The sequence below is a fragment of the Pseudomonas sp. AC532 genome (assembly GCF_979258965.1).
Map to the genome: position 1 here is coordinate 3,143,061 of NZ_OZ409888.1, position 24,286 is coordinate 3,167,346.

Here is a 24,286-nt window from a genome sequence, read left to right on the forward strand (position 1 = left end):
GTGACCCAGCTGTCGGCCGGTTAGGGAGGTTACGGGTTTAACTTGTGCGCCTGGGCTTCGGTCGGGCGTTCCAAGCTGTTGTGAAGTGATTCGTCGGTGGGCGCTGAACATTTCTTGTAGCCGTTGCTGGAGCAAGCAAAGTGCCAGCTTTTTGCCATAAAAGTGCCATAAGAATCGACCGTTCAGCAGCTTTTAGGAACATTTTTGAACTCGACCGGTATCAAGCCGTCGTAGCGACGAATCAGTTTTTACGACAGGCGGGATGCATGGCGGTGCGCAATGGAGCTGCAGTTGTAGGGTTGTGTCTGGCTGTTTTTCCTGTGTGGGTGAACGCCCAGACACCCGGTGAGCGTGAGCTGCAGCGTGATCGCCAGGAGCGTATCCTGCAGGAGCAGCAGCAGCGTTTGCAGGAGCTGCAACGGCTCCCGGGGCGCGAGGCACAGCAGCCTGCCGCGCCTGCAGCGGATGACGAACGCTGCTTCGCCATCGACGACATCGAGATCAGCGGTGCCAGCCTGCTGTCCGAGGCCGACCGCGCCGCCATCCTCGCGCCATTTGCTGACGATTGCCTGGGCGTCAGCCAGCTCAACGCGCTGCTCAAGGCCATCACCAATCACTACATCGACCGCGGCTATGTCACCACCCGCGCCTACCTGCCGCAGCAGGATCTGTCTGCCCGCACCCTGAAGATAACCGTGGTCGAAGGCCGCCTCGAAGGCCTCGACAGTTCCGCCCTGGCCAGCGACCGCGAACTGGCGATGAGCTTTCCCGGCAAGACCGGCGGGGTGCTCGACCTGCGCGAACTGGAGCAACTGGTCGAAAACCTCAATCGCCTGCCATCGCGCTTCGCCAAGCTGGAGCTGGTGCCCGGCGAGCAGGTGGGTGGCAGCCGCGTGCAATTGCAGGGCGAGCGCAGCAAGCCGTGGCGCGCCAGCCTGTCGCGTCACAACGATGGCCAGCTCAGCACCGGCGAGCAGCAATGGGGCGTCGGCCTGGACTGGGACAGCCCGCTGGGCCTGGCCGACCAGCTGAGCCTGCGCGCCAGCCGTGATGCGGTCAGCGACAGCTACCGTCATTCGCACAGCCAGAGCCTCTACTACAGCCTGCCCTACGGGTGGTGGACCTTCAGCTACAACTACGGCCAGTCCTACTACCGCACCAAGACAGATTTCAACGGCTTCCTGGCAGAGACCGATGGCGACTACCAGAGCCATAACCTGTTGGCAGAGCGCGTGCTGCACCGCGACAGCGTCAGCAAGACCGCCTTCAGCACCGGCCTGAGCCACGTTCGCACCAATAACTTCATCGAAGACAACCACATAGGTATCTCCAGCAACCGCCTTAGCGAGTGGCAACTGGGCTTCAATCATGGCCGTCGCGTGGGTAGCGCCTTCGTCAACGCCGATATCGGCTGGCAGCGCGGTATCGGTGCCTTCGACGCTCAGGGCAATGGCCATCCCCGTGGCCAAAATCCGGTCGCCCGTTACAACAAGTACACCCTGACCCTCAGCTACCTGCAGCCCTTCAACCTGGGCAGCGAGCGCTTCAGTTTCGAGAGTTTGGCTACCGGCCAGAAGAGCGAAGACCAGCTGTTCAGCCCGGCGCGCATCAGCGTTGGTGGTTTGAATTCGGTGCGCGCCTACAAGGACCAGTCGCTGTCCGGCAATAGCGGCGGCTACTGGCGCAACCAACTGCGCTGGACGCGGCCGGTGACCTGGGCGCCGCTGCAACCCTTCGTGCAGCAGTACGGGGCCGCCCTGGCCTATGACCTTGGCGTGATCAGCCATGACAGCCACAACAGCGGCGCCAGCGGCCGCCTGAGCGGTCATGCCCTGGAGCTCAGCGCCCGTGGCGAACACCTGGCTGCCAGCGTGACCTTCGCCCATTCCCTGGAACGCCCCGCCGCCTTCACCGAGGGTGAGCGGCCGGTGTACTTCCGCCTCGATGTGTTCTTTTGATTTCAACGCGTAACGGAGTTATCCACATGGACGTTCGCAGCCCCCTGAACCGTGCCATCGCCCGTATCCTCATCGGCGTCATGCTGTTCGACCCGGTGCGCGCCGTCGCTGCCGAGCTGGCAGTCGACGCCGCTGCCGGTGGCAACACCAGCATCGGCCAGGCCGGCAATGGGGTGCCGGTGGTGAATATCGCCACGCCCAATGGCAGTGGCCTGTCGCACAACAAGTTCACCGACTACAACGTCGGCCAGCAGGGGCTGATCCTCAACAATGGCGCCCAGGCTTTCGTACCGAGCCAGTTGGGCGGCTACATCAACGGCAACCCGAATCTCAAGGGCGGTGCCGCAGGCGTCATCCTCAACGAGGTGACTGGTAGCAACCGTAGCCAGCTCAAGGGCTATACCGAGGTGGCCGGGCAGGGCGCCCATGTCATCGTCGCCAACCCCCATGGCATCACCTGCGATGGCTGCGGTTTCATCAACACCCCGCGCGCGACCCTGAGCACCGGTGCACCGCAGATTCAGGATGGCCGCCTCAAGGGCTTCGACGTCGACGGCGGCGACATCGCCATCGAGGGCGCCGGCCTCAATGCCAGCAACGTCGACCAGTTCGACCTGATCACCCGCAGCGCGCAGATCAATGCCGAGATCCACGCCAAGCGCCTGAACGTCATCGCCGGCCGCAACGAAGTGGACGTTGCCACCCTGCAAGCCACCGCCAAGGCCGACGACGGCAGTGAAAAGCCCCAGGTGGCCATCGACAGCTCGGCCCTGGGCGGCATGTATGCCGGGGCGATCCGCCTGGTTGGCACCGAAGCGGGCGTGGGCGTGAAGCTGGCCGGCGACATGGCGGCCACTGCCGGTGATATCCAGATCGATGCCGGCGGCCAGCTGACCATGAACCGCAGCGCAGCCAGCGGCAATACCACCCTGGTGGCCGAGAGCGTCGACCTCAAGGGCGATACCTATGCGGGCGGCACCGCCCGTGTCGAGGCCAAGCAGGTGGACGTGCGCGAGAGCCTCGCCGCCGGTGAACAGGTCAGGGTGCAGGCCGAGCGCCTGAACAACGCCGGCACCATCGAAGCCGGCGTGCGCGCCGACGGTAGCACCAACAGCGCCGGTCACCTGCAACTGAGCGGCGGCAGCGTGCGCAACGCTGGCCAGCTTACCAGCCATGGTTCCCTGAACACCGACCTGCAGACACTCGACAATGCCGGCGGCAAGGTCGCCGCGGCAGGTAGCGCCACGCTCAAGGCCAAGGAACTCGACAACCAGAAGGGCCAGGTTGTCGCCCAGGGCAACCTGACCCTCGACACCGATACGCTGGACAATCGCCAAGGCAGCGCCCTGGCGGGCCAGGCTTTGGCCATCAAGGCCGAGGCTGTGGATAACCAAGCCGGCACCCTGGCCGCCGGTGGCACCATCACCGCGAAGGTCAGCAACGCACTGAACAACGACGGCGGCCTGGTGGAGGCCGGCGGTCATCTCGATGTAGAGGCCGACAGCCTGAGCAATGCCGGTGGCCGCCTGCGTGCCCTGGGCAGCGGCGGTGAAAGCCGCTTTACCATCGGCAGCGCGTTGAATAACGACAGCGGCGTGCTGGAGGTGGCCAGCGCGGCATTGACTTTCGACACCCCGGCCCTGAGCAACCGGGACGGTGTGGTGCGTCACCTTGGCAGCGCCGGGCTGAATCTCGGCATGGATCTACTCGGCCAGGCCGGTGGTGAGTTCATCACCAACAGCGCGGTGAGCCTGAGTGCCGGGGAATGGGTCAACAACAGTCTGCTGCAGGCCGCCTCCATCATCCTGGACATCGACCGCCTGACCCAGACCGCTGGCGGCGGCCTGCTGGCGGTCAACAGCCTCAGCACCACGGGCGAAAGCTGGATCAACGATGGGCGCATCGAAACCAATGGCAGCCTCGACCTGCGCCTGAGCGGTGATTACCGTGGCAACGGCAGCCTGCTCAGCCAAGGCAATCTGCTACTCGATGCCAAGCGTGTTGAGCTGGGCGAAAGCGCCCGTGTTCGCGGCGCGGGTTCAGTCACCGTCAGCGTATTGGGCGAGCTTGCCAACGCGGGCCAGCTGACGGCTGGCACCTGGCTCAAGCTGGCCGCGGGTGAGCTCAACAACCGTGGCGCGCTTGGTGCAGCGGGCGAGCTGCTGGTGCAGACCCCGAAAGTGCATAACGACGGTGGTTTGATTTTCAGCGGCACGGACATGACCTTGCTTGGCGACGAACTGACCAACCGCCAGGGGGATATCTACAGCCTGGGCAATCTGTCCTTCTCCCAAAACGAGGCGGGCGACAAGGCAGCGCGTTTCAGTAACGCATCCGGTACCGTCGAAAGCGCGGGCACGCTGACCATTGCCGCTGGCCTGCTGGAAAACCTGCGCGAAGATTTCGATATCGTCAGAGAGAAGGTGTCTGCTCGCCTGATCTACCTGAGTTGCGGTGATTGCGGTGGCACCAAAGAGTCATCCAACTTCACATTGGAAGAAATAGACCGCACCCGCGGTTCCAATAACAACCCGCAGGGCCAATTACTGGCCGGCAAGGACATGAGCCTGTACAGCGATACGCTGGATAACCGCTACAGCCTGATCGCCACTGCCGGTAATTTGCTGATCGATACCGATAGCCTGTCCAATCTCGGCGCCCAGGGTGCAGACGTACTGACCAGCCGAGAGGTGCATGCCCATCGGATTCGAATGAAGTACGTGCGTGCGCGTCGAGCCGAAGCAAACGCCTTCACCGCCCGTAACTGGATTGAAAGCCCCAGCTACAACCCCGGCGACATCACGGCTGAGGTCAATAGCTTTCTGGCTCGCCATGCATACAAGATCAAGGTCAATGGTGAGCCGATCTACAGCAACCGGGTCGATTATTCCGGCATTCTTCAGGCCGCCGGCAATGTAGATATTCGAGCGAACAAAGAACTTAACAGCGATGTGATCCGCCCCGGCTTCGCCTACACCTCCGGCGGCAACCGAGTAGGGGAAACCGGGGTCGGCAATGGTATTGCCACCTATGTAACCCTCAATCCTCAACTGCCGGCTGATTTGGCCCAGCAGGCTGTCGACCCGCTGGCGTTGCCTACCTTCAATCTGCCGAGTGGACAAAACGGCCTGTTCAGCCTGAGCACCAATCCCGCTCATCCTTACCTGATCGAGACCAACTCGGCGTTCGCCGACCTGGGCAACTTCCTCAATTCCAGCTATCTACTCGACCAGCTCGACTACAACCCGGATCACGCGCAGAAACTGCTCGGCGATGGCCTCTATGAACAACGCCTGATCCGCGATGCCATCGTGGCGCGCACCGGGCAGCGTTTCCTTGCGGGCCTGACCAGTGACGAAGCGCAGTTCCGCTACCTCATGGATAACGCCATCGCCAGCAAGGATGCGCTGCAGCTGTCCGTGGGCGTTGGCCTGTCGGCCGAGCAGGTCGCGGCCCTGACACACGACATCGTGTGGATGGAAGAGCGTGAGGTGAGTGGCCAGAAGGTGCTGGCACCCGTGGTCTATCTGGCCCAGGCTGAAGGCCGCCTGGCGCCGAATGGGGCGCTGATACAGGGGCGGGAACTCTCGCTGATCAGTGGCGGAGCGCTCAATAACGCAGGCACTTTGCGCGCGACAGAGAACTTGCAGGCTAGCGGTGAGAATATCGGCAACACCGGGCTGATGCAGACGAATGGGCGTCTGCAGCTATTGGCCAAGGACAGTATCCGTAATGCCCGTGGCGGCATTCTTAAAGGCCAGGACGTCAGCCTGGTTGCGCTGACAGGTGATATCGAAAACGAGCGCTCTGTCACCGAGCACCAAAGTGCAACAGGCAACACAGATCGTCAGCAGAGTTTCGTCGACAGCGCCGCGCGCATCGAGGCGGATAATGATCTGCTGATCAGGGCTGGCAAGGACATTCGCAACATTGGAGGTGCCATCAGCGCGGGCGGCGATGCGGCGCTCGAAGCCGGTAATGATCTGATCCTCGGCTCGGCCGAAGCCGAAAACCGCCAGAACAGCTGGGACCGCAAAGGTCACTCCTACCAGAACAGCATCACCCAGTACGGCAGCGATGTGCAGGTTGGCCGTGATCTGCAAGCGGTTGCCGGTCGCGACCTGCTGGTCGTCGGCAGCACCGCCAAGGCTGGTGGAAACATCGACCTCGATGCTGGCGGCGACATGACCATTTCCTCGGCAGCGGACGAGAGCCACTCCGATTACTACCGCAAGAGCGGCGGCAAGACGGTCATCTCCCAGGAGGATCACGTCAAACAGGTGGCCTCGGTCATCGAAGCGGGCGGCAACCTGAAGGCACAGGCAGGCGGCAATCTCGTCCTCGCCTCGAGCCGGCTCAAGGCTGGTAACGAAGCCTACCTGTACGCAGGCGAGCAGCTGGCGCTCATCGCCAACCAGAACACCGATTATTCGCTGTACGACAAGAAGAAAAAGGGCGGTTGGGGTAGCAAGGAAACACAGCGCGACGAAGTCACCACCATCCGCCATATCGGCACCGAGATCACCACCGGTAGCAACCTGACCCTGGCCAGCGCCGGGGATCAGCTGTACCAGCGCGCACGGCTGGACAGCGGCGCCGACCTGACACTGCAAAGCGGCGGTGGCATCACCTTCGAGGCGGTGAAGGATCTGGATCAGGAGAGCCACGAGAAGAGCAGCAACAGCCTGGTATGGACCTCCGCCAAAGGCAAGGGCACCACCGACGAAACCCTGCTGCAAACGCAGATGATCGCCCAGGGCGAAATCGCCATCAAAGCGGTGGAAGGCCTGAACATCGACATCAAGCACGTCGACCAGCAGACCGTCTCCCAGACCATCGACGCCATGGTCGAAGCCGACCCGCAACTGGCCTGGCTGAAAGCCGCCGAGCAACGCGGCGACGTCGACTGGCACCGGGTCAAGGAGATCCACGACAGCTTCAAGTACAGCCATTCGGGGTTGGGTGGCGGCGCTGCGATCGTGATCGCCATTATCGTGGCGTATTTCACGGCGGGGGCGGCGAGTGGGTTGATAGGTAGCGCCGCTGGAGCAGGGGCTGGTAGCGGATCGGCAATGGCTGCTGCTGGTTCTTCTGCAATGGTTTCTGCGGGAACGGCTGTGGGGACTGCCAGTGCTGGTTGGGCAAATGTGGCATTGACCGCTGTCGCCACTTCTGCGACGAGCAGTGCCGCAGTTAGCACGGTGAATAACCAGGGCAACCTAGGAGCTGTGTTTAAAGATGTCACATCAAGCAGCGCACTCAAAGGATATGCAGTTACAGCCGTAACTGCGGGCTTTACGTCGGGCATGCTTGATGAAGCATTTGGGGTCACTGGGGACAACGTCAACAAGGTGACCAAGGGGTTCAACCTAAGCGATGCATCGGACATCGGCAAGTTCGGTACCTACCTCGGCGTTCAAGGCACGGTGCAGGCGGCGGCCCAGACGGCTGTTCAGGGCGGCAGCTTCTCGGACAACCTGCAAGGCTCATTGACCAATCAGGTCTATCACCTGATGCAGGCTACCGGCTTCACCTTTGCTGGCGATTTTGCAGAAGGTCGTTGGAGCGACAATCTGGGTGAGTGGGCCGACGTCAACTGGGCTGAAGGCAGTGCACAGAAAGCTGCACTGCACGCTGTGATTGGAGGCTTACTAAGCGAAGCGACCGGCGGTGATTTTGCAACCGGCGCCTTGGCCGCTGGCGGCAACGAGCTGTTGGTCGAACAACTGTCAGGCCAGATAAAACAGGACAAGAATCTCGAGCTGGCGGTGTCCCAACTGATTGGTGTGGCCGCAGCAACCGCGACAGGCGGTGACCTCGCGAAGGCTGCAGAGCTGGCCAAGAACGCGACAGCCTACAACCGCCAGATGCACCCTGAAGAAGTTCGCCTGATCAAGCGTCAGGCCAAAGAGCTGGCCAGAGAGCAGGGTATCAGCGAGGACGAGGCCAGTCGTCGTATGGCTGAGGCCTTTGCTTACTACACCGACAAAGACTGGCGGTCGACCATCGTCGGTAAAGAGGCACTAATAGAAGAGTCGACCCTATCGAATCTGGGTAAGGCTCTGGCGCCACTGGCCAATCGTTATGAGGCAGTGAGCGATGTTCCACAAATAGGCGAGCGAACTTATACCGCTGCAGAAACACTTGGCTTGCTGGAGCGTTACGAGTCCAACCACACCGATTTCTTCGACAGCAAGATCAATGCAGAGCACCTGATCGGTCGGACATCCTCCGATTGGGAGTATCAGGACTTCTACAGGAACAACCTCAATTACAGCGACGGTATTGGCGTTGGGGCTCAGCTGGTTGGTTTTGGCAAAGGGGCAGGTGCGGTTGTAGGCGACACTGTTGTAGGTACGTATGAGCTAGGCAAAGGCTTGGTAACCGAGCCGCTTTCGACTAGCGAGCAGATCGCCAACGGCATACGTCAGACTGCATTCCAGCCTAACGAGGCCTATGCGAATTACACCCAGGCCCGTGATGATGCGCAGATCCAGGCTGCTCTGTATCGCCTGCAGGGTAATCCCGAGGCCGCTGCCAAAGTCGAGGCGCAGTGGGAAACCAACTTTGCACTCAACTTTGCAGGTGGTGGCAGTGGTGCGCTGAGGAAGCTACCAAGGTCAAGCGCGGATGTCTGGGAGGCCGGCCCGATTGCGAAGGGCAAGCTGGAGGCTGACGCTCCCAATTTGGACTCCAAACAAGGACACGGCGGCACGTCGCTGGCCGGCCTACCCGAACACTACCGTGAGGGCGGTTCAGTCGGCGCTGCCTTCAACGAAGCAGGCGGGTTGCCGGATGGTTATCGGCGAGTGCTCAACACCAAGACCGGCAATACCGAAGTGGTGTCGTCGGATGGGGTTTTCTACTTTGAGACCGCAGACGGACTGCGGCCTAAAGCTGGCGGAAATCTTGCTGGGCAGGTTGAGGCGGAGCGTAGGATTGAGGCTAAAAAGAATCAGGCTCTAAATCCAGCCGAACCAGAAGTCCTTGCAAAGGTTAATAACGGACGCAGCCCGTATTCTGAGCTAAACGGTGCAATCGGGGAGGCTCGTGGCTGGAGTCAGGCTATTGAGTCAGGTCAAATACCAATTTCAGGGCCTGGGAAAGCGTCACTTCCAGGTGCAGATTACATTACGTATGACCCGTCATCGCGTTCTGTGATCGTCTGGGATGCCAAGTATCGTGCTCCTGGTGGGCGGTATCCGACTTCATTGCCAGATTCAAGGTTACAAGCCTGGCAGTCAGAGATCATAAACTCAGTCAAAATATGCCAGAGGGACCTGCCAAAGTATCCGCAGAAAGCGCGCTTAAGGCTGGTAGGGTCGAAGGTCGAATATTTAAATGGCCGCAATAGGCTTGAGGTATTTAAGATGAAAGAGTGGTCATATTTGTGCAAGAAGGTTTGGGACGCTGTTGACGTACAGGAGCAAAACGTTCTCGCCATGGAGGACGGCGCATACAAACTTTCAGATAATCAGTATTTTCTAGCTGACGTTTTTTCTGATGAAGGAGAGGAAAAACTCCGTTTGCTATCCCTGTACTGGGCCTGCAGTGAATCTGCATTCCGAAGAGCCTACTACAGGGATGTTGAAAATGATGATATGACTGTATGTCAGCCGCCGCCTGAGTTGCTTCCAGCTGGAGCGGGGTCGACTTATAGTCAGATAAAAAATGCCCTCAGTTCTCTTGGGACTGACAAACTCATGGAGTATGCCTCTTACCGTATTATGTACGACGGTGCATTTGTTCATAAGAGTTTAGAAAGCTCATCTGCTATTTATTATTTTCGTTTGCAAGATATTGTTGATGATGAGTTGCCGTATGCAATATTGTGGAAGTTATAATAAATGATAATAAATGATAATAAATGATAATAAATGATAATAAATGATAATAAATGATAATAAATGGGAAAAGGAGGCAGATTTGAATGGCACTTACTTAGCCCTCCTTGGATGTCCCTTTTTCTGAATTTCCGTTCGTTCCACTTGGCGCGCTCGGGTCAGTAGTGGATAGGGTTTTGGCCTTCGTTTGAGTGCTCGCGGCTCCACTCGTCCAGGCCGGCTACCTACACGCTGCTGGGCGATGAGCATCAGTAACTGGTGAAGGCGCTCATCAATATCCGAATCATGAGAATCAATGGGGTCAGAGTCATTGATTTTTGGCTGAGAAAAGCGATTGGTAGCGTGTAGGTCGACGATCTCTTTCCCGCTGGCAGCGAGCGGGCGGCGTGGAAAATAGTTGGATCAATGACTCTGACCCCATCGATCTGCGAATTACACCCAGGCCCGTGATGATGCGCAGATCCAGGCTGCTCTGTATCGCCTGCAGGGTAATCCCGAGGCCGCTGCCAAAGTTGAAGCGCAGTGGGAAACCAACTTTGCACTCAACTTTGCAGGTGGTGGCAGTGGTGCGCTGAGAAAACTACCAAGGTCAGGCGCGGATGTCTGGGAGGCCGGCCCGATTGCGAAGGGCAAGCTGGAGGCTGACGCTCCCAACTTGGATCCCAAACCAAGACACGGCGGCACGTCGCTGGCCGGCCTACCCGAACACTATCGTGAGAGCGGCGGCTCAGTCGGCGCTAGCTTCAACGAAGCAGGTGAGTTGCCGGATGGTTATCGGCGAGTGCTCAACACCAAGACCGGCAATACCGAAGTGGTGTCTTCGGATGGAGTCTTCTATTTTGAGACCGCAAACGGACTGCGGCCTAAGGCCGGTGGAAATCTTGCTGGGCAGGTTGAGGCTGAGCGTAGGATTGAGGCTGCAAAAGGTAGTACCGGCGCAGAAAGCGCTATCAATCAGGGCAGGCTCAATTCTCAGCTCTTGGCTGAAGAGGTCGCGAGTGGTCATGCGTTCAATAAGCATGTAGTCGAACGGAAAGAATTTGCTGATCTTGGCATCAACACAAAAAGCCAATTCCAGAGCTTTGTAGAAAAAATCGTTTCCAATCCAGCAATTGAGCGCCGCCAAGCTGTTGATGGTACGGTCTACTATCTTGATAGTTCGACCAAGACCGTTGTTATTCGAGGGCAGAGAGGTGAGGCTACGGCATTTAGACCCGACAAGGGTGGCGTTGGCTGGGAAAACTACATTAAATCGCAGGTTCCTAAAAAATGACTGAAATTAATAATGACCCTAAGTCTATTCATCTCGAAGTCACGCATAGAGAGTTGCGATACTTCATTTCATGCGGCTTAGCTCTAGTACAAAATGTGCCGGAAGGCTCCCTTCCCACATATTGTGGATTGAATAAAGAAGAGATTCTCAAGGTCTCTCTGCGTCTGAGGGAAGTTGCGGATCAACTTGGTGTTGATATGTAGGTGAAATCAATGGGGTCAGAGTCATTGATTTTTGCATGTCATGGCAATTATCGTTTCCCAATCCTGAGGAGAGGAACACGCCATGGCCCGTTTGCCCCGTCTTTATTTCCCGGGATGCGTTCAGCATGTCATTCAGCGAGGCAACAACCGTGAAGCTTGTTTTTATGATGAAGCAGACCATAAGGTCTAGCTGTCTTTTCTGAACAGGAAAAGGGGACAGATTCTGAGGAATCCCCACAAATCTACTCCAGTACCTGAGCTTGCCGGCGAACCTCGTCACGCAGCAATAGCTCCATCGTGGTGAGGGCCGAACAGGATGAATCGCTGGTCGAGCGCCTGAGGTATTCAAGGCCGACACGCCAGAGCGACAGCACGGTTTTATGCCTGACGCTGTTGCTCTGAAAGTGGCCTGACTGGCCTGTCATTCGAGCCTGAAAACCGGCCAGGTACAACGCATAACACGCCAGTGCTGCGATCAGCAGCAGGATCTCGATACGTCGAGGGCAACGCGTTCGATGCAGGTCGAAGGCAAAGCCGAAACGTAGACTTTTCACGTCCCGAAAGCCTTCTTCGATCTGCATACGTTTACGGTAGATACCGACGATTTGCCGAGCCCCCCATTGCGGTTGCGGCAGGTTGCTGGCGAGCAACCAAGGCTCCTGCTCACGACGAGCGTTCTGCCGGCTGAGCTTGCTACGCGCGATGCTGCCTGTTACGCGGCGATGCTTCCTGCCCCTGGGCGGCTGGTGAATGCCGTACAAAGCAACCTTGTGCGGAGCACTGCGCGTCATCTCGATTCGTCCAAGCGAGCAAGCCGTCGAGGTTATCCGCTGGTAGAGCTGCTTGATCGGCTGCCATTGACCGTACTCGTCGCGATAGAGATCACGATTGCGCACGCGTCCCACGTAATACCAACCCTTGGCTTCGACGGCCTGGAACCAGGGGCGGCGAAAACCGGCATCCGTTACCAGGATCGGCACGCATTGCTCGGGAAGCATGATTTCCAGGGCATCGAGCAGTTGCTTCTGGCGCTGAGGACAAGCTTCACGGTCATGCACGCTCTCGTAAACAGGAAATGCCCGCCCGGCCAGCGGGATCGAGGCCCGCAGCAGGTAGAGGTCAGAAGCGGCATTGATCGGCGACCAATCCACCAGAATCAAGGGATGACGCAGGGAGCCAAGCAGCGCAGTCAGCATTTTCCAATAGAACAGGGGGCGCTCGTACTGCAGACGAGCGTTGCCGAGCAGGCGATCCACACGCTTGATCGAATGCTTGGTGTAAGCCTCGCTGGGCATGGCCCTGCCCAAGTCGGTCAGGGTTAGACGATGCCCGTGCAGCAAGGCGCTGACGCAGCTCATCAAGGCGCTCAGTCGCTTGCTGTGGATCGTGGGAAGTGCTTGGGAAAATGCCTTGTGTAAGAATCGTACTGCCTGCATGAGTCTCGGGCGTTGGGTTGTTTGGCGACTACCAAACTGCCGACTCATGCAGGCATCTTCAAGCTATCCGATTGATCTGCATGGATATTTTGTGGGGATTCCTCAGGGACAGATTTATTTTTGGCCGTGGCAGTGGCGGAGTAAATAAATCTGTCCCCTTTTTCGTAAGCAGATTGAATCGCCCCTAGTTTCGTAGACACCTCCAAGCCTCATAATGAGGCCCACTAGGAGGTGCCATGAGCAACCAGCGTTACCCCGAAGAATTCAAAATCGAAGCGGTCAAGCAAGTGACCGAGCGTGGCCTTCCTGTAGCCGAAGTGGCAGCGCGGTTAGGTATGTCGGTGCACAGCCTGTATGCCTGGATCAAGCGCTACAGCAAGCCCCAGGAAAAGCGGCAGCAAGAGGGCGATCAGCAGGCCGAACTGCGTCGTCTGCGTGCTGAACTCAAGCGAGTGACCGAAGAGCGAGACATCCTAAAAAAGGCCGCCGCGTACTTTGCCAAGGAGTCCGGCTGAAGTACGCCTTCATCAGCAAGCTGTCGGTGGAGTATCCGGTTCGGCGTCTCTGCCAAACCCTCAAAGTGCATCCCAGCGGTTACTACGCTTGGCTATCCGAGCCTAGCTCCGTACGCGCCAAGGAAGATCAGCGTCTGCTTGGGTTGATCAAGCATGCGTGGCTGGAAAGTGGTGGTGTTTACGGCTATCGGAAGATCCACGACGACCTGCGTGAGTTGGGTGAGTCCTGTGGCCGTCACCGAGTGGCCCGCCTGATGAGGTTGGAGAAGCTGCGTTCGCAGACCGGCTATCGTCGGCGCCCTGGCTATTACGGTGGCAAGCCAAAAGTGGCCTCGCCCAACCGCCTGGAGAGACAGTTCAAGGTCGCAGAGCCCAATAAGGTCTGGGTCACTGACATCACCTACATTCGCACCTATGAAGGCTGGCTGTACTTGGCTGTGGTGCTGGATCTGTTCTCACGCCAGGTGGTCGGCTGGTCGATGAAGCCACGGATGTGCAGCGATCTCGCGATTGATGCCTTACTGATGGCGGTGTGGCGGCGCAAACCCAAGCAGGAAGTGATGATCCACTCAGACCAGGGCAGTCAGTTCAGCAGCCTGGACTGGCAAAGTTTCCTCAAGGCTAACAACCTAATCAGTAGCATGAGCCGGCGCGGTAACTGTCACGACAACGCCGTGGCAGAGAGCTTTTTCCAACTGCTGAAGCGCGAACGCATCAGACGAAAAACCTACGGCACTCGTGAAGAAGCACGTGCTGATGTGTTCGATTACATCGAGATGTTTTATAACCCTAAACGCCGGCACAGCAGCGCTATGCAGCTATCGCCAGTGGATTTTGAAAAGCGCTATTTCCAGAGCTTGGAAAGTGTCTAGGAAAGCCGGGGCGATTCAGGGTCAAAAATCAATGGGGTCAGAGTCTGAGGAATCCCCACAAATCTAGTCCAGTAATTGAGCTTGCCGGTTAACCTCGTCACGCAGCAATAGCTCCATCTTGGTGAGGGCCGAACAGGATGAATCGCTGGTGGAGCGCCTGAGGTATTCAAGGCCGACACGCCAGAGCGACAGCACGGTTTTATGCCTGACGCTGTTGCTCTGAAAGCGGCCTGACTGGCCTGTCATTCGAGCCTAAAAACCGGCCAGGTACAACGCATAACACGCCAGTGCTGCGATCAGCAGCAGGATCTCGATACGTCGTGGGCAACGCGTTCGATGCAGGTCGAAGGCAAAGCCGAAACGTAGACTTTTCACGTCCCGAAAGCCTTCTTCGATCTGCATACGTTTACGGTAGATACCGACGATTTTCCGAGCCCCCCAATGCGGTTGCGGCAGGTTACTGGCGAGCAACCAAGGCTCCTGCTAACGACGAGCGTTCTTCCGGCTGAGCTTGCTACGCGCGATGCTGCCCGTCACGCGTCGATGTTTCCTACCCTTGGGCGGTTGGTGAATGCCGTACAAAGCAACAGAGTGCGGAGCACTGCGCGTCATCTCGATTCGTCCAAGCGAGCACGCCGTCGAGGTTATCTGCTGGTAGAGCTGCTTGATCGGCTGCCATTGATCGTACTCGTCGCGATAGAGATCACGATTGCGCACGCGTCCCACGTAATACCAACCCTTGGCTTCGACGGCCTGGAACCAGGGGCGGCGAAAACCGGCATCCGTTACCAGGATCGGCACGCATTGCTCGGGAAGCATGATTTCCAGGGCATCGAGCAGTTGCTTCTGGCGCTGAGGACAAGCTTCACGGTCATGCACGCTCTCGTAAACAGGAAATGCCCGCCCGGCCAGCGGGATGGAGGCCCGCAGCAGGTAGAGGTCAGAAGCGGCATTGATCGGCGACCAATGCACCAGAATCAAGGGATGACGCAGGGAGCCAAGCAGCGCAGTCAGCATTTTCCAATAGAACAGGGGGCGCTCGTACTGCAGACGAGCGTTGCCGAGCAGGCGATCCACACGTTTGATCGAATGCTTGGTGTAAGCCTCGCTGGGCATGGCCCTGCCCAAGTCGGTCAGGGTTAGACGATGCCCGTGCAGCAAGGCGCTGACGCAGCTCATCAAGGCGCTCAGTCGCTTGCTGTGGATCGTGGGGAGTGCTTGGGAAAATGCCTTGTGTAAGAATCGTACTGCCTGCATGAGTCTCGGAGGTTTGTTTGGCGACTACCAAACTGCCGACTCATGCAGGCATCTTCAAGCTATCCGATTGATCTGCATGGATATTTTGTGGGGATTCCTCAGGGACAGACCACGATTAATTCTCCTCTAAATCGTGATTCAGTCCCCTATTGTTTCCCTATTGTTTCTTGTTTCCTATTGTTTGCCCTATTGTTCCTATTGTTCCTATTGTTCTAGGCGCATCTATAGGCGGGGGATCTAACATCAGTTATCAATTAAGCTCGGACTTAAATTCTATTAGTATACAGACGCTACTGTGGCAGCCATTGTCGGCGCGCTAAGTCAAGGGAGGGGATTTCTTGCCACGGAGGCTCTCAGTGTCAGTGGCGCATATGTTGGTAGTCAACTTAAGGGGACGCATCCTACTGGGGCGATGATTGGTGCAGGAGCTGGTGCAGCAATTGGCACATTGGGTGGAAAAATGACGTCAGAGCAGCTTAATAAATTTATTCCCGGATCTGTAGGCGAGTTAGGGGGAGTGTTACAAGCTCAGTGCTTTCCGAAGTAGTTGGTGCAGAAGTATCTAACAGTGTCGAGGAGGGAGGCAGGAGGTGATATTCAAGAGCGTAGGACTGGGATTGTGTATTACCCTAGTAGCTCTCTGGTGCGGAATTATTTCTGCTGCAATATTTCTAGCACAGCTCGGGGTTGCAGTTTATTTTACTTTCGTAAACGGGGAGTTCAATTTTATGTGGCTGGATGCTCTTGTATATTCAGCCAGAGGCGGCGGCGGTGCTGGAGTTTTTTTAGGTATAGGGATCTGGTTGATGGCTAAATTAGAGGAGTCAAAGAATAAAAGCAAATAGGGGGAATGGGACAGATTGGGCAGACCACAAATACAAATAATAGGGGACAGACCCTGAGGAATCCCCAAAAAATATCCATGAAGATCAATCAGGTAGCTTGAAGAGGAAAAGGGGACAGATTTGGAGTAAGTGCCATTCTGGTCTGCCCCCTATTATTCCAACAGTCGCCGGGACGCGAAGCGCAGCCGCCTGCCGAGCCTGCGCCGGACGATGAACACTGCTTGGCCAGCCTGTTGTCCGCCGCCAATCGCGCCGCCATCCCTTTTCAGGTCTTCATAACCAAATCCGCCACCCTCCCTGTAACACTTTCCGCTTCGACAAATTCCGTAACCTAACCGTTGGCGGGCGCTATGCCGATCGGCGGACGTGTGCCTGCGCCGCCCTGCCGATACTCCTGGCTCCCAGGAGCAGTCGGTCTGCCATGCGCGGGCCTGGGCTGCCCTTCAAAGAGAGGTGGAATCGGGCATGCGCAAACTTATGCTTTTCAACAGCGGCCTGGCGATGCTGGCCATGGCTGCTTCAACGGTTCAGGCGCACGAAGCGGGCGATATCATCGTTCGGGCGGGCGCGGTGACGGTTGACCCACGTGAAAGCAGTTCCAGCGTGAAGGTCGATCGCGGGGCTCTGTCAGGCACTGATCTGGGGGGCAAGGCGAGCCTTGGCAGCGACACTCAGCTCGGCCTGAACTTCGCCTACATGCTTACCGACCATCTGGGGATCGAGTTGCTGGCGGCGACACCTTTCGAGCACGACGTGAACATCAGTGGCACGTCCGGGGGGATTGCCGATGGCAAGCTCGGCTCGCTCAAACATCTGCCACCGACGCTGAGCCTGATCTACTACCCGCTCGATAACAAATCGGCCTTTCAGCCCTATGTCGGTGCGGGCATCAATTACACCTGGATCTACGATGAAAGCGTGGGCAGCAGTGCCAGTGCGGCAGGGTTCGATAACTTCCACGCCAGCAACTCCTGGGGGTGGGCGGCCCAGGTGGGGGCGGATTACATGCTGACCGACCGCCTGATGATCAACGCGCAAATGCGCTACATCGATATCGATACCGATGCCTACGTCAGCAACACCACGCTGGGTGTAAGAGCCGAGGTGGATGTCGAGGTCGATCCCTTCGTGTACATGATCGGCCTGGGTTACAAGTTCTGAAGCGCTGGGCAGGCTGATCAGAGAGCCCGCGGTCTGCCGCGGGCGTTGACTCTTTCACCGGGTGGTCGGCCAGGGCAGGCGACGATCAGGCCTTCATCGTGCGTGCCTGCCCCGGCATTGCGGCTGCTACGCTCGCCGTCAGTCCGCGGAGAACTTGAACACCGTGTTCTGCGTATACGTCTGCCCTGGGTCCAGCCGCGTGGAGGCGAATGTCGGCTGGTTCGGTGCATCCGGGAAGTGCTGGGTTTCCAGGGTGAAGGCGCTCCAGTGGGCGTAGGTCTTGCCCGCCTTGCCCTTCACCGTGCCATCCAGGAAGTTGCTGGTGTAGAACTGCACGCCCGGCTCGGTGGTGTAGAGCTGCAGGCGACGGCCCGATTGCGGATCGTGCACCTCGGCGGCGAGTTGTTTGATGTCGCCTTTGCCGTCCAGCGCCCAGTTGAAGTCGAAGCCGCCCTGTTTGGCTTCGGCGAATTTGAGCTGCTCGTGGTCGTCCTTGATGTGCTGGCCGATGGGGGTCGGTTGGGTGAAGTCCATCGGCGTGCCTTTGACCGGTGCCAGTTCGCCGGTGGGGATCAGCGTCTTGTTGACCGGTGTGTAGTGGCTGGCGTGCAGGGTCGCGACCTGCTTGAGAATGTCGCCGTTGCCGGCCCCGGCGAGGTTGAAGTAGCTGTGGTTGGTGAGGTTGAGCACCGTGGGTTTGTCGGTGGTGGCCTTGTAGTCGATGTGCAGTTCGTTGTTGTCGTTGAGGCGATAGGTGACTTCGGTTTTCAGGTTGCCGGGAAAGCCCATCTCGCCGTCCTTGGACAGGTAGGTGAGGGTCACGCCGACCGAATCTTTATCCTTCACCGGCTTGGCTTCCCAGACCTTCTTGTCGAACCCTTCGGCGCCGCCGTGCAGGGCGTTCGGCCCGTCGTTGAGCGGCACCTGGTAGCGCTTGCCGTCGAGTTCGAAGGCGCCGCCCGCGAGGCGATTGCCGAAGCGGCCGATGGTGGCGCCGAAGAACGCGGTTCCGGCTTCATAGCCCTGCACGTCATCGAAACCCAACACCACGTCTTCGACCTTGCCGTTCTTGTCCGGTACCTCCAGGGCCTGCAGCACGCCGCCGTAGGTGATGATGGTGGCCTGCATGCCATGGCTGTTGCGCAACTGATACTGCTCGACAGGTGTGCCATCGCGGGTCTTGCCGAATGGCTTGTGTTCGCTGGTCAGCCCGGCAGCGTTGGCGCCTGTGCTGGCAATCGCCAGCGAGAGGGCCAGGCCGGACAGCAGATGATGTGGGTGGGTCATGCTCGAATTCCTTTTATTGTTGTGGGGAATCGTTCTAACGCACAGCGGCTTACGGCAGCGAGTGCCTGGTCGGAATAATCCTGATATGAAAATCAGGTTAGCTGTTATCTGACAGCCAGCTAGTCCGTCTATTTCGACGTGCTGGACAATATGCGCGTGCTGCAGGAGGGAAGTCTATTGCGGGCGCACGCTGGCCGTATGGCGAGTGAGGCGAGCACGTAACGACCGGCCTGGTCGCTACGTGCTGCGGTGGAGCTTTTACTGGCGTGCTTCGCCTTCAGCCGCCTTTTGCTGCTTCACGCCCTGGTGCACGTACGTCCAGTAATCGGCCTGAGGATTGGCGCGGCACTGTTCGATGATCCATGGCAGCGCACGTGCGAAGGCCTTGTCTACTTCGGTAGCCGAGGCTTTGTCCTGTTGGCGCAGCTCGGCGAGGAACAGCAGTGCGGAGGTTTGCTGGAAGGTAGACAGATCGCTCGCGGGTTTGCCTGGCGACGCTTGCTCGAAGGCTTGCAGTTCCTGGATGACCTGAGCGCAACTCTGCTCCTGAGTGCGCACGAGCGATTGCGGCTTGAGTATCATCGGTTGGCTGGTTCGCTGCGTCGCCGGTGCTTTCGAACTGGGCGCCCAGGGTTCATAGCGCCAGGTGCGCACCGTGTCTTCGACGGCCAGGCGGGCGAGTTCAGGTGCATCGCCGGCGATCGTCACGTCGCTCACCGACCCGTCAGCGTTTACCTGGTAGCTGACAATCAACGCCGTGTGCTGTTGCAGGGTTGCCGGCGCCACCGGCATCGGCGTGTGCACGGGCTTCAGCGGCGTAAGCTTGAACAGCGCCGCATCGGCCTGAACCCGGGCGGCGAAGTTGTCGATGATCCGGCGGATATTGTCGTCGCGACCGTCCGGGTGCACGAACAGCCCGTTGTAGTGCGTGGTTTTGTTGTTGATCTGGTACGTGGCCACTTCCTCCTGGCCACGGGTCACCCGGAATGTCAGTGCCGAGTCCCAGGATACGGAAGCCGGAATGATGAACAGGCTGAAAGCACTGAGCAACTGATTGGGTAAATTGCTGAAGCCGTAGTAGTCGCCGACCGACACCACCTGGATATTGTACCCGGCGGGGTCGAAGCCTTCGCGAACCTGCTCGAATACGCCCGCACTGCGCAGGTGGTTACGGATGAGCGGGCCGGGTACCGACCCCAGGGTCTGCACGCTTACCGGGGGTAACGTCTGTTCGTGATCGAGCGTGGGTTCTGGCAGGGTGTGGTTGACCTGGCAGCCGCCCAGAAACATCACCATGGCGAGGCTGAGGAGGCGCATCAAGTTGCTCATTTTGCCTGCCCCGACAGAATCGTTTTGAAGACCGCGGCATTCTCGGCGTCGCTGTCGAGGAGGATGGGATAGGCACCTTCCATATGCTCCAGCTCGAGTTGCTGCAGCGGCGGCAGTTCGGGGTGTTTGCCGATGACCAGGGCCTGGTCCCGCTTGAGGTTGTAGCGGTGGATGAATGCGCAGCGGGCGTTGTAATCGATACAGGCCGCACGGAAGTCGCCGATGTAATAGGCCCTGCCGGGCTCCAGTTGCAACGGGATGGAGAAGTCCTCGCGTCTCCAGGTGGTGGTGCCGTTGCTGCGCTTGAACAAGACGTTGTACAGCTCGTAGCGGCCGGGTTTGAGTGGCATGACGAACAGCGTGCCGATGCCGCGGCGTCCATCGCGGATGTCCCGTGGTGTCCGCAGGTGAACGTTGTTGCGCAGGCGCGCCGAGGCTGCACCGCCGCCGCCCTTCTGGCGCAGCAGAAGGCTTTGTTCGTGGAGAGAATACTTGGCGTCCGGCCAGACGCCGACAACCCCCACCAGGTAGCTGGTGGCACCGCCTTCGGCAGGGCGAATGTTTTTGTCGATATCGATGGGCGACAGGCTGTAACAGCCGGCCAGGGTGAGCAGCAGCAGGGCGCCGCAGAGATTGCGTAACAGGGGCATCGGTACACTCGCGTGCAGGGCAGCACCGTCGGTGCCTGAATGACCGACGAAGCCTGAAATGAACACAAGGTGTGAAGCGAGAGGGCGTAGCACACCAATCCTTGGCAGCCTCATGGCAATGAAGCTGGGGGCGATTATAGCGAGCTGCCTGGCCTCATGGGCGAGCGGCGGCCTGAACCACGAAGCGCTTCGCACTCTGCGGCGCGGTGACCAGCCCAGCCGCTCAGGCGCTCCCACCATTGGCGCCTGTTTTCAGGGCACCGCCTTGAATTGGCCCGTCAGCCACGCGGGGAACACGCCACGGTGGTTTCAACCGCCGAGATGCCGGCTGCGGCGAGCGGTGTTGGTGATGCCTCCATTGTGTAGTGATGATCGTCGCTTCCTGCACGCCTGCGGGTGCAAGTGCGGTTGCGTCGTGGCCTGTTCCAGGCTCCGTCTGCTGCCCGGTCTTCGCGGCGTTCTGTCGGCTGGGACAGGGAGCAGGATGCGGCTGAACGGCCTGCCGAAGAACCGAAATGCGCGTCTCGGTGCTGCTCGCCTCACCTTGCAACCAGTTGATTATAAATAGCTTTATGGAGCCTTAAGCGCTTCGCTAGACGTTGCGTTGCGCTTGAACGAAGCGGTAAGTGCCAGTCATCCACCTTCAGGAACCGATCCTTTTTCTCGCTCTTCTACTGGCAACAGGCGCCTCCCCCGGCGCCGCAGCGGAGGATCACAACATGCAAGTACAGGTGGACAGTAATCACATCGAAGGCGGTACCGAGCTGCAGGAGTGGGTGGGCAGCCGGGTTGTCGACGAGCTGGAGCGTTACACGGATTTGCTGACGCGCGTGGAGATCCACGTCGGCGACGTCAACTCGCACAAGGCTGGCGCGCAGGACAAGCGTTGCCAGATCGAGGCGCGCCCCAAGGGCCACAGTTCGCTATCGGTGACCCACAAGGCGGAAAGCCTCGACCTGGCCGTAGCCGGCGCCGCGCGAAAAATGAGCCATGCGCTCGAGCACCTGACGGGGCGGCTTTCGCAGCGGGTGGAGTCCACCGGGCAATTGACGGCTCCGGTCGTGCATGAAGACTCGGCAGCAGAGATCGACGCCATGCTCGAGGACGAATTTCTCGCCAAACAGGCAGACCTGGGAAAAGAATGAGGAGCCCGTGATGACCCCAATCCAACCCTTTTCGCAACAGACCGTAAGCACGCTTCTGACGCTCGCCGGCCAACCCAACCTGAGCCTCTATATGCCCACGCACCGCACATTTCCGGAGCGCACTCAGGACCCCATTCGGCTGAAGAACCTGCTCAAGACTCTAGAAGCTTCCCTGCAGCAGCGTTATCCACAGCTCAAGGACAGGCTGCTCGCGCCCATTCAGGCGCTGATCGATGACACGGCGTTCTGGAACGGTTGCCCCGAGGGCCTTGCGATCTTCGCCGGGCAGGATCATTTCCACGTGGTGGGGCTGCATCAGCCGGTCGAGGAAGTCGCCATCGTCAACAGCCACCCTTACCTGAAGCCCCTGTTGCGCCTGGCGCCGCTGGCCGACCGCTATCAGGTGCTGTGCCTGTCGAGGGACAGCGTACGCGTGCATGAGGGCTCGACGCAGAGCCTGCAGGCGGTCGAACTCCCCGAGTCGGTGCCGACCAGCCTGGTCGAGGCGCTGGGTAATGAGCTGACCTCACGGGACCAGCAGGGCCACCCCGATGGCTTCAGCGGTGGCGGTGAGCGCGGTGACCCGATGATGCATGAGTCGGGCGGCGGCGGTAAGCAGGACGAGATCAACCTGGATCGCGAACGGTTCTTCCGCATCGTCGACAAGCAAATCACCGAGCATTGTTCTCGGGTTACCAGGCTGCCGCTGATTCTGGCGGCGCTGCCGGAAAACCAGGCGGTGTTCAGGGCGTTGAGCCGCAACCCGTTTTTGCTGGCACAGGGCGTCGAGGTGGATCCCGCCACGCTTTCCGGTACCCGGCTGGCGTCCGCCTGCGGTGAGCTGATGAGCATTCGGCACGCCGAGAAACTGGACGATGCGTTCAACCGCTACGGCGTGGCGGTGGGGCAGCAGTTGGCCGGCGACCAACTGCCGGCTGTCGCCCGTGCCGCCGTTGAAGGCCGTATCGCGCTGCTGCTGGTGGCTGCCGAGCAGCGGGTCGCCGGGACCATGGACCTGAGCAGCGGCGAGTTGGTGCTGCACGAGGACGCTGATCCTGCCACGGAGGATGTGCTCGATGAGCTGATCCTCGCGGTGATCCGTCATGGCGGCGAAGTGGTGGTGGCACCCCCGGAACGGGTGATGCCGACCGACAGCGGTGTGGCTGCCGTATTCCGGTATTGACGCGTGCCAGCGGCAGCACCTATATCACGCCAGAGACGGTTCAACAGCTCAAAGCCTGCAGCCCGACTCAGGATCAGGTGGTCAAGCAGGTCGGTTACCCGAACGCCAAGTTCGAGCTGAGCGGCAAGGAAATCTGGAACTGCGGTTACAGCGTGATCAGCGCGCTGCCTGGCGCTGCGAACAACAATGAGTCGACCGTCTTCGAGTGCAACAAGGCCGGCAGGCTGCTGGATGCTTACAAGACCAATGGTGGTGCGGATTCGAACGGCAATCCGCTGTTGAAAGCCGCAGGGATGTAAGCAACGTCTGATGCCGAAACCGAAACGCCCGACAGTGTGCCTGTCGGGCGTTTTGTAGGTGGCGTAAACGGCAGGTCCGCTTTCAGCCATTCCTAAGCGGGCTACCCGCTGCTCACCGCTTTCGGCGTAAACAGTGCACGAATCGCCGCTCGGTATTCGCGGCTCCCGGTGCGCAGGCTGTTGTTGTGATTGCCGCCATTGATCAACAGCAGGCGCTTGGGCTCGTTGGCCGCCTCGTAGAGGCTTTCGCTGAAGCGCTGCGGGATGTAGCGGTCATTGGTGCCGTGGGCGATCAGCACCGGCACCTTGATGTCGCCGATCTTGCTCAGCGAGTCGAATTTCTGCGACAGCAGCCAATGCACCGGCAGCGACGTGTACTCGGCTGCCACCTCGGTGGCGGCATCGGCCAGATTGGTGAAGGTCGACTCGATGATCAGCCCGGCCAGCGGCGGTGTGTGGCGATCGCGGCCCAGGGATTCGGTAAGATTGACCGCCACTGCACCCCCCAGGGAATGCCCGTAGATGAAGCGCTTGGCCGGGTCGGGTTGCAGCTCGGTGAGGCGTTGCCAGGCAATCTCGGCGTCTTCGTAGATGGTGCGCTCGGAGGGCAGCTCGCCGAGGCTTTCGCCGAAACCGCGGTAGTCGATGGCCAGTACCGAAAAGCCCATGGCGTGCAGCTGCTCGATACGAAACAGCTGGCCGGTGAGGTTCCAGCGTGAGCCGTGCAGGTACAGCAGCGTCGGTGCGTCCTTCTTTGGCGAAGGCCACCACCAGGCGTGGATGTTCTGCGTGTCGCCAAACTGCGGTGCGCTGAGGGTCATTTCCTTGACCCCGGTGGGCAGGCCGCTGAACCAGCTGGCCGTACCGGGCTCGATGCGGAACACCAGTTCGCGTTCCTTCTGTTCCAGCTTGGCGCAGCCGATCGGCAGGCCGACGGCCAGGCACGCCAGCAAGCCCAGGCTGAACCAGCGGCGGCGCAGGGTGTGGATGAATGATGTGGCCATGGATCTCCGCTGTGCTCGAACACGT

General features: G+C 59.2%; 16 protein-coding genes and 2 pseudogenes. 11 read left to right on the plus strand and 7 right to left on the minus strand.

The window, feature by feature from the left end:
• Positions 1-266: 266 nt before the first annotated feature.
• Together ACZ0AV_RS14780 and ACZ0AV_RS14785 are read left to right on the plus strand one after the other, a co-directional pair.
• Positions 267-1,958: a ShlB/FhaC/HecB family hemolysin secretion/activation protein gene (locus tag ACZ0AV_RS14780; RefSeq protein WP_499151729.1), complete on the plus strand. Its 1,692-nt coding sequence runs from the start codon at positions 267-269 to the stop codon at positions 1,956-1,958.
• Between the two features lie 26 nt (positions 1,959-1,984).
• A complete protein-coding gene (locus ACZ0AV_RS14785) occupies positions 1,985-9,802 on the plus strand; it encodes a two-partner secretion domain-containing protein (protein WP_499151730.1) in 7,818 nt (2,605 codons plus the stop codon).
• Positions 9,803-9,895: 93 nt separating this feature from the next.
• On the opposite strand, the pseudogene ACZ0AV_RS14790 reads toward ACZ0AV_RS14785, so the two are convergent.
• Positions 9,896-10,075, minus strand: a pseudogene (locus tag ACZ0AV_RS14790) (IS4 family transposase); the annotation flags it as partial.
• Positions 10,076-10,457: 382 nt separating this feature from the next.
• Between ACZ0AV_RS14790 and ACZ0AV_RS14795 the strand changes: the two are divergent.
• Positions 10,458-11,075: a hypothetical protein gene (locus ACZ0AV_RS14795; RefSeq protein WP_499151731.1), complete on the plus strand. Its 618-nt coding sequence runs from the start codon at positions 10,458-10,460 to the stop codon at positions 11,073-11,075.
• Positions 11,072-11,278: a hypothetical protein gene (locus ACZ0AV_RS14800; RefSeq protein WP_499151732.1), complete on the plus strand. Its 207-nt coding sequence runs from the start codon at positions 11,072-11,074 to the stop codon at positions 11,276-11,278. Before ACZ0AV_RS14795 ends, ACZ0AV_RS14800 begins: the two co-directional genes overlap by 4 nt.
• A gap of 242 nt (positions 11,279-11,520) precedes the next feature.
• Here the strand turns inward: ACZ0AV_RS14800 and ACZ0AV_RS14805 are convergent, their stop codons facing one another.
• Complete coding sequence (locus tag ACZ0AV_RS14805; protein WP_499151733.1) at positions 11,521-12,714, minus strand: IS4 family transposase; 1,194 nt, start codon at positions 12,712-12,714, stop codon at positions 11,521-11,523.
• A 236-nt stretch (positions 12,715-12,950) separates the two neighbouring features.
• Between ACZ0AV_RS14805 and ACZ0AV_RS14810 the strand changes: the two genes are divergently transcribed.
• Positions 12,951-14,101 (plus strand): IS3 family transposase gene (locus tag ACZ0AV_RS14810; protein ID WP_499150580.1). Its coding sequence is split into 2 segments (ribosomal slippage): positions 12,951-13,194 and positions 13,194-14,101, totalling 1,152 coding nucleotides; the frame shifts between segments, so codons are not numbered across the junction.
• 63 nt (positions 14,102-14,164) lie between these two features.
• Here the strand turns inward: ACZ0AV_RS14810 and ACZ0AV_RS14815 are convergent.
• Positions 14,165-15,358, minus strand: a pseudogene (locus ACZ0AV_RS14815) (IS4 family transposase).
• Between the two features lie 295 nt (positions 15,359-15,653).
• Between ACZ0AV_RS14815 and ACZ0AV_RS14820 the strand changes: the two are divergent.
• From ACZ0AV_RS14820 to ACZ0AV_RS14830, 3 genes are all read left to right on the plus strand, one after another.
• A complete protein-coding gene (locus ACZ0AV_RS14820; protein ID WP_499151734.1) occupies positions 15,654-15,905 on the plus strand; it encodes a glycine zipper domain-containing protein in 252 nt (83 codons plus the stop codon).
• Positions 15,906-15,948: 43 nt separating this feature from the next.
• A complete protein-coding gene (locus tag ACZ0AV_RS14825; protein ID WP_499151735.1) occupies positions 15,949-16,203 on the plus strand; it encodes a hypothetical protein in 255 nt (84 codons plus the stop codon).
• A gap of 465 nt (positions 16,204-16,668) precedes the next feature.
• Positions 16,669-17,364: an OmpW/AlkL family protein gene (locus ACZ0AV_RS14830; protein ID WP_499151736.1), complete on the plus strand. Its 696-nt coding sequence runs from the start codon at positions 16,669-16,671 to the stop codon at positions 17,362-17,364.
• Between the two features lie 138 nt (positions 17,365-17,502).
• Here ACZ0AV_RS14830 and ACZ0AV_RS14835 read toward each other — a convergent pair whose 3' ends face one another.
• From ACZ0AV_RS14835 to ACZ0AV_RS14845, 3 genes are all read right to left on the minus strand, one after another.
• Positions 17,503-18,651 carry an aldose epimerase family protein gene (locus ACZ0AV_RS14835; protein WP_499151737.1) on the minus strand — a complete coding sequence of 383 codons (1,149 nt, stop codon included), beginning with the start codon at positions 18,649-18,651 and terminating at the stop codon, positions 17,503-17,505.
• Positions 18,652-18,909: 258 nt separating this feature from the next.
• Positions 18,910-19,968: an energy transducer TonB family protein gene (locus ACZ0AV_RS14840; protein ID WP_499151738.1), complete on the minus strand. Its 1,059-nt coding sequence runs from the start codon at positions 19,966-19,968 to the stop codon at positions 18,910-18,912.
• Between the two features lie 8 nt (positions 19,969-19,976).
• Positions 19,977-20,630: a hypothetical protein gene (locus tag ACZ0AV_RS14845; protein ID WP_499151739.1), complete on the minus strand. Its 654-nt coding sequence runs from the start codon at positions 20,628-20,630 to the stop codon at positions 19,977-19,979.
• Between the two features lie 719 nt (positions 20,631-21,349).
• Between ACZ0AV_RS14845 and ACZ0AV_RS14850 the strand changes: the two genes are divergently transcribed.
• Genes ACZ0AV_RS14850 through ACZ0AV_RS14860 form a run of 3 tightly spaced genes read left to right on the plus strand, consistent with a single transcriptional unit; the run spans position 21,350 to position 23,257 of the window.
• Complete coding sequence (locus ACZ0AV_RS14850; protein WP_499151740.1) at positions 21,350-21,775, plus strand: HPF/RaiA family ribosome-associated protein; 426 nt, start codon at positions 21,350-21,352, stop codon at positions 21,773-21,775.
• Positions 21,776-21,785: 10 nt separating this feature from the next.
• Complete coding sequence (locus ACZ0AV_RS14855; RefSeq protein WP_499151741.1) at positions 21,786-22,958, plus strand: baeRF3 domain-containing protein; 1,173 nt, start codon at positions 21,786-21,788, stop codon at positions 22,956-22,958.
• Positions 22,955-23,257 (plus strand): hypothetical protein, encoded by a 303-nt coding sequence (locus ACZ0AV_RS14860; RefSeq protein ID WP_499151742.1) that lies wholly within the window; start codon positions 22,955-22,957, stop codon positions 23,255-23,257. Before ACZ0AV_RS14855 ends, ACZ0AV_RS14860 begins: the two co-directional genes overlap by 4 nt.
• A gap of 101 nt (positions 23,258-23,358) precedes the next feature.
• Here the strand turns inward: ACZ0AV_RS14860 and ACZ0AV_RS14865 are convergent, their stop codons facing one another.
• Positions 23,359-24,261 (minus strand): alpha/beta hydrolase, encoded by a 903-nt coding sequence (locus ACZ0AV_RS14865; protein ID WP_499151743.1) that lies wholly within the window; start codon positions 24,259-24,261, stop codon positions 23,359-23,361.
• Between the last annotated feature and the right edge of the window lie 25 nt (positions 24,262-24,286).